Source organism: Candidatus Pantoea edessiphila, assembly GCF_002933355.1.
GTDB classification, from domain to species: Bacteria; Pseudomonadota; Gammaproteobacteria; order Enterobacterales; family Enterobacteriaceae; genus Pantoea_C; species Pantoea_C edessiphila.
The window spans coordinates 1-15,783 of the sequence record NZ_PDKU01000006.1; the positions used below are offsets into that span (position 1 = coordinate 1).

General features: G+C 26.2%; 11 protein-coding genes, 4 tRNA genes and 1 pseudogene. 2 read left to right on the forward strand and 14 right to left on the reverse strand.

Translation table 11 applies throughout. The annotated features are described in order from the left end of the window. Positions 1–157 precede the first annotated feature (157 nt). From CRV10_RS03485 to dapF, 9 genes and pseudogenes are all read right to left on the reverse strand, one after another. Positions 158–233: transfer RNA gene (locus CRV10_RS03485), tRNA-Glu, on the reverse strand. A gap of 79 nt (positions 234–312) precedes the next feature. Next, complete coding sequence (gene hemG / locus CRV10_RS03490; protein WP_136130435.1) at positions 313–858, reverse strand: menaquinone-dependent protoporphyrinogen IX dehydrogenase; 546 nt, start codon at positions 856–858, stop codon at positions 313–315. A 237-nt stretch (positions 859–1,095) separates the two neighbouring features. After that, the gene (tatC, locus tag CRV10_RS03495; protein WP_422386887.1) at positions 1,096–1,836 is read right to left on the reverse strand and encodes a twin-arginine translocase subunit TatC; all 741 of its coding nucleotides are present in this window, start codon (positions 1,834–1,836) and stop codon (positions 1,096–1,098) included. Then, positions 1,836–2,345 carry a twin-arginine translocase TatA/TatE family subunit gene (locus CRV10_RS03500; protein ID WP_136130436.1) on the reverse strand — a complete coding sequence of 170 codons (510 nt, stop codon included), beginning with the start codon at positions 2,343–2,345 and terminating at the stop codon, positions 1,836–1,838. The genes tatC and CRV10_RS03500 overlap by 1 nt, the downstream gene beginning before the upstream one ends. A 10-nt stretch (positions 2,346–2,355) precedes the next feature. Further along, positions 2,356–2,607: a twin-arginine translocase TatA/TatE family subunit gene (gene tatA, locus CRV10_RS03720; protein ID WP_136130437.1), complete on the reverse strand. Its 252-nt coding sequence runs from the start codon at positions 2,605–2,607 to the stop codon at positions 2,356–2,358. 1,352 nt (positions 2,608–3,959) lie between these two features. Continuing rightward, on the reverse strand, positions 3,960–6,224 hold the full coding sequence (metE, locus tag CRV10_RS03510) for a 5-methyltetrahydropteroyltriglutamate--homocysteine S-methyltransferase (RefSeq protein ID WP_136130438.1): 2,265 nt from the start codon (positions 6,222–6,224) through the stop codon (positions 3,960–3,962). A 395-nt stretch (positions 6,225–6,619) separates the two neighbouring features. Continuing rightward, positions 6,620–7,573: a magnesium/cobalt transporter CorA gene (gene corA / locus CRV10_RS03515; protein WP_136130439.1), complete on the reverse strand. Its 954-nt coding sequence runs from the start codon at positions 7,571–7,573 to the stop codon at positions 6,620–6,622. A gap of 314 nt (positions 7,574–7,887) precedes the next feature. Beyond that, positions 7,888–9,792: pseudogene (uvrD, locus tag CRV10_RS03520) on the reverse strand (DNA helicase II); the annotation flags it as partial. 183 nt (positions 9,793–9,975) lie between these two features. Then, positions 9,976–10,803, reverse strand: a complete 828-nt coding sequence (gene dapF, locus CRV10_RS03525) for a diaminopimelate epimerase (RefSeq protein ID WP_199733844.1) — start codon at positions 10,801–10,803, stop codon at positions 9,976–9,978. Between the two features lie 714 nt (positions 10,804–11,517). On the opposite strand from dapF, the gene hemC reads away from it, so the two are divergent. Then, positions 11,518–12,459 carry a hydroxymethylbilane synthase gene (hemC, locus tag CRV10_RS03530; protein ID WP_136130442.1) on the forward strand — a complete coding sequence of 314 codons (942 nt, stop codon included), beginning with the start codon at positions 11,518–11,520 and terminating at the stop codon, positions 12,457–12,459. Continuing rightward, positions 12,460–13,209: a uroporphyrinogen-III synthase gene (locus tag CRV10_RS03535; RefSeq protein WP_136130443.1), complete on the forward strand. Its 750-nt coding sequence runs from the start codon at positions 12,460–12,462 to the stop codon at positions 13,207–13,209. It begins immediately after the preceding gene. A gap of 4 nt (positions 13,210–13,213) precedes the next feature. Here the strand turns inward: CRV10_RS03535 and CRV10_RS03540 are convergent. The 5 genes from CRV10_RS03540 to trxA form a co-directional block, all read right to left on the reverse strand. Next, positions 13,214–13,290: transfer RNA gene (locus tag CRV10_RS03540), tRNA-Pro, on the reverse strand. Positions 13,291–13,297: 7 nt separating this feature from the next. After that, positions 13,298–13,370 (reverse strand) — tRNA-His (locus tag CRV10_RS03545). 49 nt (positions 13,371–13,419) lie between these two features. Beyond that, positions 13,420–13,493, reverse strand: a tRNA-Arg gene (locus tag CRV10_RS03550). A 239-nt stretch (positions 13,494–13,732) separates the two neighbouring features. Next, the gene (rho, locus tag CRV10_RS03555; protein ID WP_136130444.1) at positions 13,733–14,992 is read right to left on the reverse strand and encodes a transcription termination factor Rho; all 1,260 of its coding nucleotides are present in this window, start codon (positions 14,990–14,992) and stop codon (positions 13,733–13,735) included. 285 nt (positions 14,993–15,277) lie between these two features. After that, a complete protein-coding gene (trxA, locus tag CRV10_RS03560; protein WP_136130445.1) occupies positions 15,278–15,613 on the reverse strand; it encodes a thioredoxin TrxA in 336 nt (111 codons plus the stop codon). Between the last annotated feature and the right edge of the window lie 170 nt (positions 15,614–15,783).

The following is a 15,783-nucleotide window of genomic DNA, read 5'->3' on the forward strand; positions in this document are numbered from 1 at the left end:
AGGCATTTTTAGATTGTAAGAACATTGAGAATTTTATAAATATTAGATAACTTTTTTAATTAAAATACATTTAATTAAAATACAGTTACTTAATATTTGTTAACTTGTTCCAAATTTTTAAAGAACTTAAAGAGTCAAATGTAACCATTTAAATTTTTGGCGTCCCCTAGGGGATTCGAACCCCTGTTGCCGCCGTGAAAGGGCGATGTCCTAGGCCTCTAGACGAAGGGGACCACACAATTCATGTTGTTTTTATATTCGCTTGAATTTTTCTGAATACTATTCCTTTTTTATAACTTAGTCAAGTATTTATTAAATAAATCCTTGTTTTCTTATTTGTTGAAAAAAATTAGTAAAAATTTTTACTTGCTCCCAATCAGTATATTCAATATCACATTGAGAATTTGTTTCTCCGCCTGTTATGAACATAATGATTTTAATCATAGCCCTATCTAGCCAATGATATCTTGAATATTGTAATGCACCAGCAAAAACAGCACAACAATCAGGTTTCCATGGAGAACTAACTAAAAATTTATAAGTATACGAATTAGTATGTGGAGAACTTTTTTCATATTTACGCGCTGTAAGATTAACAGAAAAAAAACCACTAATTAATTTCTTTAAGGCTAAAAGGTTACTTTTTATAAATATATCAACTATAGGGTTGAAATAACCATAATAAATCGAAGCACCAATTAAAATACGATTATATTGTTTCCAATCAAAATTTATATGTATAGCATCTCTAATATTTACTAAATCACACAACTGATTAGTTCTCATATGATCTGCTATATAGGAAGCGATTTTTTTTGTCTGTCCATTACGACTATAAAAAATAATTAACGCCTTCATTATAATCCTTGTAAAGAAACATTAGTATTGTATTTTATAATTTATAAAAATAAAATTATGTAATGTCTTGTGTTCTTATTCTTTAAGTATAATCTTAAAAATAAGAAAAAATATCTTTAATATTTATTTTTTTAAAATTATAGCGTCTTTCTGCGATCAAAGTTTAAATTTACATATTTTTTATCAAACTTACTTTGATTAATTTTATTTATAATTCATTATTAATCATTTGTTATTTTAGGGTTTTTCTTTTAATGATTGGTATTTAAAATAGTGATGAGAAAAAAATAAACCAACTTCAAAAAGTAAATACAGAGGAATAGCAAGTAAAATTTGAGATAAAATATCTGGTGTTAATAACATACCAATAATAAAAGTAGCAACAAAAATATAAGGCCGATTTTTTTTAAGATTTACCGTATCAGTAATACCTATCCAGCATAGTAATATTATTACCACTGGTATTTCAAAAGAAATACCACATAAAATAAATAACCATAATGTGAAATCTAAATAATTATTAATATCTGTAGCTAAAGTAACTCCCTTAGGTAAAGTATTAATAAAAAAATTAAATACCATGGGTAAAATAATAAAATAAGCAAATAAAACACCACAATAAAATAAAAAAGTTCCAAAAAATGCTATTATTATTAATAAATTACGTTCATGCTTATAAAGAGCAGGAGCTATAAAAGCCCATATTTGGTACAGAATTATTGGAATTGAAAGAAAAATTGAAACAATAGCTGTAAGCTTAATGGGAGTAACAAATGGAGAAGTGACATCTGTCGCAATCATTTTTGCACCAGCAGGCATTTGCTTCAGTAATGGCAGTGCTACTAAACTATAAATATCATTTGCAAAATACACAAGTGATAAAAAAATTATAATAACTGTTATGATACAAATCAGCAGACGTTTACGGAGTTCTATTAAATGATCAATTAAAAGTTGATTATTTTCTTCAACAATCATTATCGTTTATCACTTTTATCAAAAGAATCATTCTTATAAGAACTAATGTTCTTGTTTTTATATGTTAAGTTTTGAAATTCTGAAAGAATTTTTTTATTAAAATTTATACTCTTTTTATTTATTTTATGAATTATTGTTGATAATTTATAAATGATTCTATTAATATTTTCAAATATCTTAATTGAACTAATACTAAAATTTAATCGTTCAATATCATTCTTGTTTGTGCAATTTTTTATTATCAAATATTTGATATTATTGATTTCTTCTAATATGTTATTGATTTTGAATTCCCAATGGTTTTTATCGTTTTGAATCATACCAATATTCTCTCTTAAATTTGATCTAATTAGAGAAATAATTTTATATTTTATAGTTGTTAATAAGTTGTTAAAAATTTTTATTAGACATTGAGTAGATTGTATAGTAATAACTAATTTTTTTGGTCCTAAGATAATTAACCCAATAATCAGTGTTAATGTTAATTCTCCAAAACTAAAATTTAGCACAAATTATATCCTAATCATTTTTTTCATTATTTGTTTTTTCATCTTCACATAAATTTTTTGATCTATCTATCATGATATTTTTATTAATTTCATCATCTCGTTCTTTTGATATATCATGATCATCATCTTCATTCATAGCTTTCTTAAAACCACGAATAGAAGAACCCAGATCTGAACCAAGATTGCGCAACTTATCAGTACCAAATAATAGTACAACTATCATAGCAATAATTAACAATTGCCAAATACTAATTCCTTCCATTAAGTACCTTCTAAATATATTAAATAATTAAATATTTTTAATATAAAAATAATCAATTTAATTTGATATTAATTATATTAAAACCAATGAATATAAAATAATAAATATGATATTTGATAATAAATTAAAATACAAAAAAAATAATACAATAACTTTTATAATTTAAAATCATATCTAAATATGGAATATTACTAATAATATCAAAAATAAAGTTAATCATAATTCTAAAAAATAATTTAGTTATTTTGTATGTTATTGAATATGAATATAAAAATATATATAAAATTATTTTATATATTATTTAAATAATTATTTTTATTAAAAAAATAATTATTTACTAAAAGTATATACACTAAAAATCGGTAGTAGTACTTATGATAAGTTTAATTATTTGTAAATTGTATTTAATTAAATTAATTTACAAATTGATATTATTTTATTGATATTAAGATACAATCTATTGGTTAACTTAAATAAATAAATCTAAAAATATTAATCAATAAAACACCACTATAAGTATCATTAGTGATACTATCATATTAGCACGTATATAATCTGAATAATAATAGACATTATTCATTTAATATGAGTTTTAGTCAAGAAAGTTCTATATTTTATAATTTTTTCAATTTATCCTTATACTATTATAAATTCTATCTAGGCTATTTCCTATAATGCTGATTGACTCAAAAATCACTGATTTTTATAGGATGCTAATTCTAAAACTAAAATTAAGATAATGTTTTTTGAAGTTTGTTATGAGAATTTAAAAGTGTTTATTAAGGTTAATAAATTTTTAAGTTAATTTAAATGTAAATTATTTTAACCATTGAATTTTTCTTATAACGGATTGATGAAATCATTCATAATTTTTATCTTTCTTTTATTGTTTTTATTAACAGTATCCTTAATATAATTTTCGATTATTTTTATTTTTAATAACTAACTGATTTGAAAACAAAATTTTATTTAATGACTTTGTTTCATTATTATTTTTTACATTAATATATTTTTTTAAATAAAAATTGTCAAATTAAAGATTATATTTTATGTCGAATAATTAAAAATTTTCTTGAAAATTTGAACTAATAAAGATATGGAATTAATTGGATAATATCAATCTATTTTTTAGTAATATATAAAATAAATATTATTCATGAATATAAAAAAGATGAAAATTTTTAATTTATTATGAGTTATAAGTAATAAAATTATATCAATGTTTTATTATGATACCAATTACTTAAAGTAAAATATAATCATCACTGTTTAATGTAATATAGTGTTAAAATACAGCTTTAATGATGAAAAATTAAATATTTTAATATTATGTGAATTTATTTAAGATAGTATCATACTTTACGTAAAATCATTGCTGCTTGAACCATATTTTTTAATGATTGACGTACTTCAGTCCAGTTGCGAGTTTTTAAACCGCAATCAGGATTAACCCATATTCTGTCTACTGGAATATATTTAGACGCTTTCTTTAATAATGATACTATAGATTCTGTACTTGGTATAGTTGGTGAATGAATATCATATACTCCAGGTCCAATGTCATTAGGATATTCAAATGATTCAAATGATTTCAATAAATCCATATTCGAACGTGATGTTTCAATTGTAATAACATCTGCATCTAAAGCTGCTATAGAATGCATTATATCATTAAATTCACAATAACACATATGAGTATGTATTTGAGTATTATCTTTTACAATCGATGAACTAATATGAAAAGCATTAATAGCCCAATCTAAATAATGTTTCCACTTGGATTTATGAAGAGGCAATCCTTCTCGTAAGGCAGGTTCATCGATTTGGATAATTCCAATTCCAATTTTTTCTAAAGATTCAACTTCATCCCTTAGTGATAGGGCTATTTGCTTAGCTATAATATCTCTTGATATATCCTCTCTTATAAATGACCAACAAAGAATAGTTATAGGACCTGTCAGCATTCCTTTTACTGGTTTTTTAGTTAATGATTGTGCATATTTTGCTAATTCTACAGTAATATCTTTTGGACGGGAGACATCACCTATAATTACTGGAGGTTTTACACAACGGGAACCATAACTTTGTATCCAACCATTTTGTGTAAAAACAAAACCATCTAAATGTTGACTAAAATATTCAACCATATCATTTCTTTCTGCTTCACCATGAACTAGTACATCTATACCTAAAAGTTCCTGTTCTTTTATAGTATTTTTGATATTATCAAAAATATAATTTTGATATTGTTTTTTATCTATTTTTCCTTTTTTAAATTTTAGACGTAAACAACGAATTTCATCAGTTTGTGGAAAAGACCCGATAGTAGTAGTAGGCCATGTTGGCAAATTAAATCTTGTACGTTGTTTTTTAATACGATCTTTATATGAAATTTTGCGTTTCATGTTCTTTTTTAAAATACTTTCAACACGTTTTTTTACAACAGGATTAACAACTCTTTTTGAAAAACTATGAGTTTTAATAAATGCACTCCAATTTTCTAATAGTGATTTATCATTATTATTTAAAGCATCTCTTAATAAAGAAAGTTCTGTACATTTCTGTAATGCAAATGAAAACCAACTTTTTACTTCTTCATCTAAGTTTTTTTCAAAATTTAAATCAATTGGAGTATGTAATAATGAACATGAAGTACCAATCCATAAATTTTGACGTTGATTGATTAATGGTAGTAAACGATCGAACCAAAGATTTAAATCACTACGCCAAATATTACGTCCGTTAATTACACCTAGAGATAAAATCCATGATTCTGGAAGTTGATTGTTTACAGACTGGATATTATCTTTTCCATAAATTACATCAATATGAAGACCTTTGATAGGAAGTTGACGAATTAATTCTATATTTTGGCCTATACTATCAAAATAAGTAGTTAGCAATAAATTATTTTTTGATTGCAATATATCATATGATATTTTGACGGCTTTACGCCATTCTTCAGTAAGTTCTAACGATAGTATAGGTTCATCAATCTGAATAAATTTAACGCCCCTTTTCACTAGTTCAAATATAATTTCTTTATAAACTAGTGAAATATTTTCTACTAAAGTAAGACGATTGAAATCGTCACCTCTTATTTTGCCTAACCATAAATAAGTAAGCGGACCGAGTAGCACAGTTTTTATATTATAATTTAATAATAAAGCTTCATTGACTTCATCGAATAGTTGAGTCCAGGTAATTTTAAATTTTTGATTCTTTTCTAATTCAGGTACTATATAGTGATAGTTAGTATTAAACCATTTTGTCATTTCAGAAGCAAGAGCAGATTTACCATTGCAAGAAACACCACGAGCTATGAAAAATAACGTATCTAAATCTACAATATTATTTTTATTTTGATGACGTTTTGGTATATTCCCTAGAAGTAAACTAGTACTTAATACATGATCATACCATGCAAAATCACCTACAGGTATAAAATCTATGCCAGCTTCTTTTTGTTGTTGCCAATGACGGCTACGTAATTTATAACCTACTTTTAATAATTCTTTTTGATTGATATTACCAGACCAATAATTTTCTTGTGCCTTTTTCAGTTCTCGATGTAAACCAATACGAGGAAAACCAAGAGTATGGTTTATAATAGTCATTTTATTTCTCCAAAAAAATTTATTATATTTTAAATTTTCAATAAATATACAAGATATAAATCTTGTTATACATATTTAATTAAAATTTATCTTTTAATTGGTAACTTATGAGAGAGGAGTTATGTTTATTGTTATTAAATTTTATCAATATTTCTTATATATTTTAGAACTTCATTAGACTATAATATCTAATGTTTTAATTAATCAGTATTATTATAAATAATTTAATTAAAAATATTATATCGAAAATTTATATAATAAGAATAATTAAAAAATACTATAATAATTCACAAAAAAATGCTTTTATTTTTATAAACATAGTAGCTATATATTTATAATTATTAAACATCCTAGCATAATAATTTGAGTTTAATTAATAAGATATATATCTTATGTTATAGCCAATTTTTATGTTTAAAGTAAAGGTAGGGTGCTACTCCAACTATAATCATTAAACAAATTGCTGCTGGGTAACCAAATGTCCACTTTAGCTCAGGCATGAATTTAAAATTCATACCATAGCTTGATGCTAAAAGAGTAGGTGGTAAGAACATTACTGAAACAACTGAAAATATTTTAATTATACGGTTTTGTTCAATATTTATTAATCCCATTGCTGCTTGCATTAAGAAATTTACTTTTTGAAACAACGATTCATTGTGAGGTAATAAAGATTCTATATCTCTAAGTATTTCACGAGCTTGTTCTAGTTGATTTGTAGGTAAACGACCTTTTCTTAATAAAAAATTAAGTGCTCTTTGAGTATCCATAAGACATAATCTGACTTTCCAGCTTACGTCTTCTAATTCAGCTAAACATGAAAGTGATGAATCATACTCTTCACCTTGTTTCCCTTTCATTACAACTCTACTGAGTTTTTCTAATGCACTATAAATACTTTCAATTTCATCAGCTAATTGTTCAATTTTAGTCTCAAATAAGTCTAGTAATAATTCAAAAGCATTTCCATCAATTAATGTTTGGTTACGTGCTCGCATACGATATAAACGAAAAGCTGGCAATTCTCTTTCGCGTAAAGTATATAATCTGCCTTCTCTAACAATAAACGCGACCGTAGAATTACCGGCATGATCTTCAGCATCTTCATAAAAAAAGAAGGAATGAATATGTAAACCATCGTGGTCTTCAAAAAAACGAGCTGATGCTTCAATATCTTCTAATTCTGGTCGAGTTGCTAAACTTTGTCCTAATTCAGATTGTACTAATGTACGTTCATTTTCTTCTGGTTCAACAAGATCTACCCAAATTGATGATATTAATTGATCATTTTTATTTTCAAGTTCTAGTCTTGTAAGACGACCAGCATCTAATCTAAATGCATTTAGCATACTAATCTCACATATTGAATTGAAATTTTATTAATTAGATTACATAATTTTAAAAAATAACAATTTAGCTAATTGTCTTTATAATTGTTAATTAAAAAAATAAGCAAACTATTTGTATTATAAGTATAAAAAATTTTAAATGCCTATTAAATATATTTTGTTAATAATCATTAATTTATAAATGAAAATAATTTATTTTTTAGATTGTTACATGACCATTGAATCATTCTAATATCTATACTGATGATAAATAATATATATTACAAACTAAAAATTTTATTATTTCAATAGTTAATTTATTTTTTATATGTATATATTTTTTCTATGCAATCAAAAGGTAACTCTTTAATAAAACGAGATGGACGACAATAAATTTCTTTACCATATAGGCGGCGAGTTTTAGTATAAGTTAATGTAAGTTTAGATATAGCCCTAGTAATTCCAACATAAGCTAATCGACGTTCTTCTTCTATCATATTATTTTCACTCATGGACATCCTAGTTGGTAACATTCCTTCCTCCATACCAACAATATAAACATGATAGAATTCTAACCCTTTTGCTGCATGTAATGTCATAAGTTGTACTACATTATTTTTACATTTGTTAATTTGATTTTTATCCTCTTCTAATATAGAATAAGCCAAAAAAGCTTGTAATGGAGTTAAATTTTCATCATCATATCTAAATTGTTGAGTTGCATTTACTAATTCTTTTAGATTCTCAATACGATCGTGAGACTTTCCTATTTCTTGTTCATACATTGACCATAATCCAGAATCTTTAATAACCTTATCTGTTTGCATATATAAGGACAAACCGGTAGTAGTTGTTGTTAAATGATGTATTAAATCAAAAAAACATACTAATGATAATGATGCACGTTTTGTTAATGATTTAGATTCTATCAGAATATTAGCAGCCTGCCACAAAGTTAATTTTTGTTTTTTGGAAAATTCACGTATGATATTCATAGTACGTTCACCAATACCACGCTGTGGAGTATTAATTATCCTCTCAAAAGCAATATCGTCATTATTATTATCAATAATTCGCAGATATGCAATTACATCTTTGATTTCCTGCCGTTCAAAAAATCTCATACCGCCATAAATTATATATGGAATTTTCTTATATAATAGTGCTTCTTCTAAAACACGAGATTGGGCATTACTACGATAAAGAATTGCACAATTACTTTCATATAGTGATTTTATAGAATTTGTTACGAAATTAGCTTCGTCCATTTCATTAACAGCACAATAAATATATACTGGAGCACCATCTTTACTATCAGTCCATAATTTTTTCCCTAAGCGAACACTATTATTAGCAATTAAAGTATTAGCTGTTTGCAAGATTTTATTAGTAGATCGATAGTTTTGTTCAAGTCTGATAATTTCTGGATTAGGAAAGTCAATTAAAAACCGTTGTATGTTTTTAACTTGTGCACCTCTCCAACCATAGATAGACTGATCGTCATCACCTACTATTATTACACTACTATTTTTACCTGCTAATACACGAGTCCACTCATATTGAATATTATTAGTATCCTGAAATTCATCTACTAAAATATTGCTAAAACGTTTTTGATAACTTAAAAGAATATTAGGTTGATTTAGCCATAGTTCATAACTACGTAAAATTATTTCTGCAAAATCAACTAAGCCTATACGATTACATGCTTCTTGATATTCTTGATAAATATGAGCCCAAATTCTATCTTTTAAATTACTTTGATCAATACTATTTGGACGTAATCCTGCATCTTTTTTACTGTTTATATACCACATAGCTCTATTAGCTGGCCATTTCTTTTCATCAAAATTCATATTTTTTATTAAAGATTTAATAAAACGTAATTGATCTTCACTATCTAAAATTTGAAAATTTCTAGGTAAATGAGCTTCTACATGATGAATACGAAGAATGCGATGAGCTAAACTATGAAAAGTTCCTATCCACATTTGATTTTTAAAATCAATTAATTTATTTATACGGTTTTTTATTTCCATAACAGCTTTGTTAGTAAATGTTACAGCTAGAATTGAATTTGGAGAACAATGATCTATTGAAATTAACCAAGCAATACGATGAACAAGTATTCTTGTTTTACCACTACCTGCACCTGCTAATATCAATAAATTACTTCGTGGTGCTGAAACAGCCTCACGTTGTTTATTATTTAAACCTTCTAAAATTTTATTACTTTCCATTATTGCATTGCTAACAAATTATTAAAATTTATGAAAAAATGAATTATATAAAATATATTATAAATTATTTGTATAAACATTTATTATTAATTTATAGAATTTATATTCAATGTAATATAAAACATATTTACTTATTATTCTAATGTTGAAATTTATTTATAAAATAACAGTAATAAAATATTACTATGTGATATATATTTGACCATCAAATACATGTGTAGCTGGTCCTGTCATATAAATTGATTGACCCTTTCCATTCCATGATACATATAATGTACCTCCAGGTAAATCTACACGTATCTGTGGTGCTTTTAATATACCTTGTTTAATACCATATGCTACAGAAGCACATGCACCACTACCACATGCATAAGTTTCCCCAGCTCCTCGTTCATATACACGTAAACGGATATGTTCAGAATTTACTACTTCCATAAAGTTAACATTTATTGATTCTGGAAAATAATGATGTTTTTCTATTATAGGTCCTAATACATTTATTTTAGTGGTTGTTATGTTTTTTATTGGAATAACACAATGTGGATTGCCAATAGAAACTAAGCCAAACTTAAAATATTCTCCAGCTATTTTCATAAAAAATTTTTTAGATTCATCTATTTTAAACGGTATTTGATCAAGGTCAAATATTGGTTCATTCATATCGACACGCACCATATTATCATGAATTATTTTTAAGATCATAGTTGTCGTTTTAGTACTTATTTGAATCCTATTTTTGTCTGTTAAACCTTTCAATCGAACAAAAAGAGCAAAACATCTAGCTCCATTACCACATTGAAAAACCTCACTACCATTAGGATTAAATATCCTATAATTAAAGTCAATTTCAGGTTTATAAGATGGTTCAACAACTAACAACTGATCAAATCCAACTCCTAAATGACGATCAGACATTTTATTAATTAGTTTTGGAGATAAAGTAAATTTTTGATTGATATTTTCTAATATCATAAAATCATTCCCTAAACCATGCATTTTAGAGAATCGAATTTTTTTCTGTTCCATATATGTACTATACCTATAAATAAATTATCAATAATTTTATCTATGTTAATCAGTAATTACAAATTATAAATTTAAAAATTAGTGTTTTTATAACTTTCTGTAATAAATCATAAAACATAAAATATGAAACTTTATTCTTAATACTTAAAATTTTAATTAAACATGTAATCCCTTAAAATTTATAGTAAATAGCCAATTTTATAAACGTATAAATTATTTATTAATTTAAAAATTTGTTTTTGTAGACACAAAAACAGTTAAAAATAATTATTTTTTTAAAATAAAACATGATTCTTTAAACTAGAGTAGTAATATAAATTCATTAAAATAAAATTGGATTTATAATATTACAATTTATCTTTTATAAAAGAATTTATTATTTAGTTTTTTTATATGTCAAATTAGTTATTTAGCTTGTTTTAACTAAATTTTATAGTTTAAGTTATTACAATATGATTGATTGTATAATCCGGTTGATTGTTAAAAAATGATTATTTAATTATATAAATCATAATAATATTTACTATTTAGTGATTTGAGTATACGATTAAAACTATATGTTATAAATATTAATCAGTATTTATATACATATTAAACTTAATAATTCTTAATATATATATTAAATTTAATTTAAAAGCATTCTGAATTCGATTTATTAAGAATAAAATAAATAAGCTATCATAAAAAATAATTGATTATATGTCACATAGAAAATATTTAAAAATTGCAACTAGAAAAAGTCCTCTTGCTATATGGCAAGCAACGCATATAAAAAATCTTATTAATAATATACATCCACATTTGAGCATTAAATTAGTTCCAGTAATTACTAAAGGCGATATTATACTTGATAAAATAGTATTAAATATAGGTGGTAAAAGTGTTTTTGTTAAAGAACTTGAACAATTAATACTAAAACGTCAAGCTGATTTAGCTGTACATTCAATAAAAGATCTACCTGCATATTTCCCTGAAGGTTTAGGTTTGGTTTCTATTTGTAAAAGAGACATTCCACATGATGTTTTTGTATCTAATAACTATTGCTCTATTGAAGACTTACCAAATGGTGCAATTATTGGAACCTCAAGTCTTCGTAGGAAATGTCAAATTATTTCCTATCGTCCAGATTTGTTAATTCGGTCAATAAGAGGTAATATTGGGACAAGACTCAATAAGTTAGACGAGGGAGAGTATGATGCAATAATTCTTGCAGCTGCCGGATTAAAGAGACTAGGTTTAGAAAATAGGATTAGTCAAATATTACCCACTAATGTTTTATTACCAGCAGTTGGTCAAGGTGCAATAGGTGTTGAATGTTGTTTGGATGACAGCTATTTAATAAATTTGCTACAATTATTAAATCATGAAGATACTGCAGTATGCATCAAAGCAGAACGTGCTATGAATACTTATCTTCAAGGAGGATGTGAATTACCTGTTGCTAGCTTTGCAATTCTAGAGGGCAATGATATATGGTTACGAGGATTGATTGGAAAACCGGATGGAAGTATGATAATTAAAAAAGAAGTACGAGGTTCTAGATTAAAATTTGAAGAAATAGGAATTTCACTAGCAAAAAAACTGCTTATTTCGGGTGGAAAAGATTTTTTTGAACAAATTATTTTCAAATACAATATATAAATGACTATTTTAATAACTCGTCCTGAAATAACTGCTAAAAATCTTATTTCAAATTTAGAACAATTGGGAAAAAAAGTTTATAATTTGCCATTAATAGAATTTATACCAGGAAAAGATCTATATCGCTTACCATATTTACTAAATAATTTATTGAGATCTGAAGATCTGGTTATTATGCTATCACAACAAGCAGTATATTTTGCTAATTTAACATTAAAAAAATTTAATGCATCATGGCCAGTCAACCTAAATTATTATGCAATTGGCTATGCAACAGCTTTATCCTTTCAAATCACCAGTAAATTAAATATAAATTATCCTAAAATTAAAGAAAATAGCGAAGAATTAATTAAATTATTTATATCAAAAAACCTAAAAGATAAAAAAATCATAATATGTGGTGGTAATCCGAGTAGAGAGCTTTTAAAAAATACTCTTTTAAGTTTTAACATATCAGTATTTTTTATAGAATGTTATAAATCCATAAAAAAAGAATATAACGGATATACCGAAGCAAAACGGTTACGTAAGCTTGGAGTTGATACTATAGTAGTAACTAGCGGTTACATGTTACAACAGCTATTTAATTTATTTTCAGATATTGATCGTCAAGAATGGCTACTTGATTGTAAGTTATTAGTAATCAGTGAGCGTTTATCAAAAATAGCTCAAGCATTTGGATGGAAAAATATTTATGTTACTGAAAAAGCTAATAACGACTCTATATTAAAAACACTCTTAAAAAAATAAACAATGGTCGGCGAGAGAGGATTTGAACCTCCGACCCACTGGTCCCAAACCAGTTGCGCTACCAAACTGCGCTACTCGCCGTAACTTGGGTGACTAGTGGGATTCGAACCCACGACAACTGGAATCACAATCCAGGACTCTACCTACTGAGCTATAGTCACCATATAACTAAATTATCATAATTCTATACTGTATTTAGAAAAATAGCAACGCGCCTGACAGGATTTGAACCCGAAATCTCTGTCTTCGGAGGACAGTGCTCTATCCAATTGAGCTACAGGCGCAAATTTTAATAGAAAATCATGTTGTGTTTTATATTATCGTAATATATTTTTATTTACTGTACTTGAAAAGTGTAATCAAATATTTATTAATTAATTTTTATATATAAGATAATAAACAATAATTAATAATGATTTTAATATAAAAAATCATTTTATAACTAGTAATTGATAATATATCACTTAAATAGTTTCTTAAATGAATTATAAAAATAAATATAAATATTTTTATTAAATATATTTTAAGAACGTCTCATCATATCAAAGAAATCGTCATTAGTTTTAGTCATAGCTAATTTATTGATCAAAAATTCCATCGCATCTATTTCTCCCATTGGATGTATTATTTTACGTAAAATCCACATTTTTTGGAGTTCCTCTTGTAAAGTCAACAATTCTTCTTTGCGAGTACCAGAACGGTTATAATCAATCGCTGGAAAGACTCTTTTCTCAGCAATTTTTCTTGATAAATGCAATTCCATATTTCCAGTACCTTTAAATTCTTCATAAATAACCTCATCCATCTTAGAACCAGTGTCTACCAATGCGGTTGCTATTATTGTTAAACTGCCACCTTCTTCTACATTTCTTGCAGCTCCAAAAAAACGTTTTGGACGATGTAACGCGTTTGCATCTACACCGCCAGTTAATACTTTTCCAGAAGCTGGAACTACAGTATTATAGGCTCGTGCAAGACGTGTAATAGAATCAAGTAAAACAACCACGTCTTTTTTATGTTCTACTAGACGTTTAGCTTTTTCAATAACCATTTCAGAAACTTGGACATGACGAGCAGCTGGTTCATCAAAAGTTGAAGCTATAACTTCACCTTTAACCAAACGTTGCATTTCAGTAACTTCTTCTGGTCGTTCATCAATCAATAAAACCATTAATACGCAATTCGGATAATTGTGTGCTAGACTTTGAGCAATATTCTGTAACAATATGGTTTTACCAGCCTTAGGAGGTGCTACTATTAAACCCCGTTGACCTAGACCAATTGGTGATGCTAAATCTAGCACACGAGTAGTTAAATCCTCAGTAGAACCATTACCTCGTTCCATGCGTAGACGATGATTTGCATGTAACGGAGTAAGGTTTTCAAATAAAATTTTATTACGTGAATTTTCAGGTTTATCATAGTTCACTTCATTGACTTTTAATAAAGCAAAATAGCGTTCTCCTTCTTTAGGAGGACGAATTTTACCTGATATAGTATCACCTGTGCGTAGGTTAAATCTACGAATTTGACTAGGAGATACATAAATATCATCTGGACCAGCTAAGTAAGAACTGTCGCCAGAACGAAGAAATCCAAATCCATCTTGTAATATTTCAAGTACTCCATTACCAAAAATATCTTCACCACTCTTTGAATGTTGTTTTAAAATTGAAAAAATGATGTCTTGTTTTCGCATACGAGCTTGATTTTCCAACCCCATTTTTTCGCCTAATTTAATCAATTCAGAAACAGGTGTATTTTTTAATTTGGTAAGGTTCATATTGATGGATTCTTAAAATCGAGGAAGGGAGTTAATAATACTAGCAATATTCTTTATGATAAACATGACAAATGACCTACGATAACTGATCTATCATTGATAGATTATTCATATAACATTCTCAAAACAAAGTTATCGAAAACGTTTAGAGTCAAATTTTTCAATTATCTGCATTAAAATGAAAAATTAATCTATTAAAAAATAACTTAGTCAATTCAATTACTATCAAGTGAATAAAATACCTAATAATACAATAATCTCTAATGTTAAAATCTTTTATTATAATTATTTATTTAAATTATCATCTAAAAATTCTTTTAACTGAGACTTAGATATAGAACCTACTTTTGTTGCTAGGATTTTACCATTCTTAAATAAGGATAGTGTTGGAATACCACGAATGCCATATTTTTGTGCTTTATTAGGATTGTCATCAACATTAAGTTTGGCAACAATTAATTTGCCATCATATTCTTCTGCAATTACATCTAGAATTGGAGACATAGTCTTACATGGACCACACCATTCAGCCCAAAAATCTACTAATGCTGTCACACCATCTTTTAAGATTTTTTCATCAAAATCACTATCGTTAAGATAAATAATCTTATTATTGCTCATTATTTAATACTCCGTTAAGTATATCTAAAAGGAAGAATAATACTGTTTATTATTTTTTATTGAATATTAAAATTAATTGATCTTGATTTTTTAAATGACTAAATCAACGGTAAGATGAATTTTCATTTATTACGATTGCTAACAGGTATGGTTTTAAAGTACTCCAAAAA

Coding starts and splice junctions, on each gene's coding strand:
- hemG (WP_136130435.1), bottom strand. CDS start 858: ATGAAGGCGTTAATTATTTTTTATAGTCGTAATGGACAGACAAAAAAA.
- tatC (WP_422386887.1), bottom strand. CDS start 1,836: ATGATTGTTGAAGAAAATAATCAACTTTTAATTGATCATTTAATAGAA.
- tatA (WP_136130437.1), bottom strand. CDS start 2,607: ATGGAAGGAATTAGTATTTGGCAATTGTTAATTATTGCTATGATAGTT.
- metE (WP_136130438.1), bottom strand. CDS start 6,224: ATGACTATTATAAACCATACTCTTGGTTTTCCTCGTATTGGTTTACAT.
- corA (WP_136130439.1), bottom strand. CDS start 7,573: ATGCTAAATGCATTTAGATTAGATGCTGGTCGTCTTACAAGACTAGAA.
- hemC (WP_136130442.1), top strand. CDS start 11,518: ATGTCACATAGAAAATATTTAAAAATTGCAACTAGAAAAAGTCCTCTT.
- CRV10_RS03535 (WP_136130443.1), top strand. CDS start 12,460: ATGACTATTTTAATAACTCGTCCTGAAATAACTGCTAAAAATCTTATT.
- rho (WP_136130444.1), bottom strand. CDS start 14,992: ATGAACCTTACCAAATTAAAAAATACACCTGTTTCTGAATTGATTAAA.
- trxA (WP_136130445.1), bottom strand. CDS start 15,613: ATGAGCAATAATAAGATTATTTATCTTAACGATAGTGATTTTGATGAA.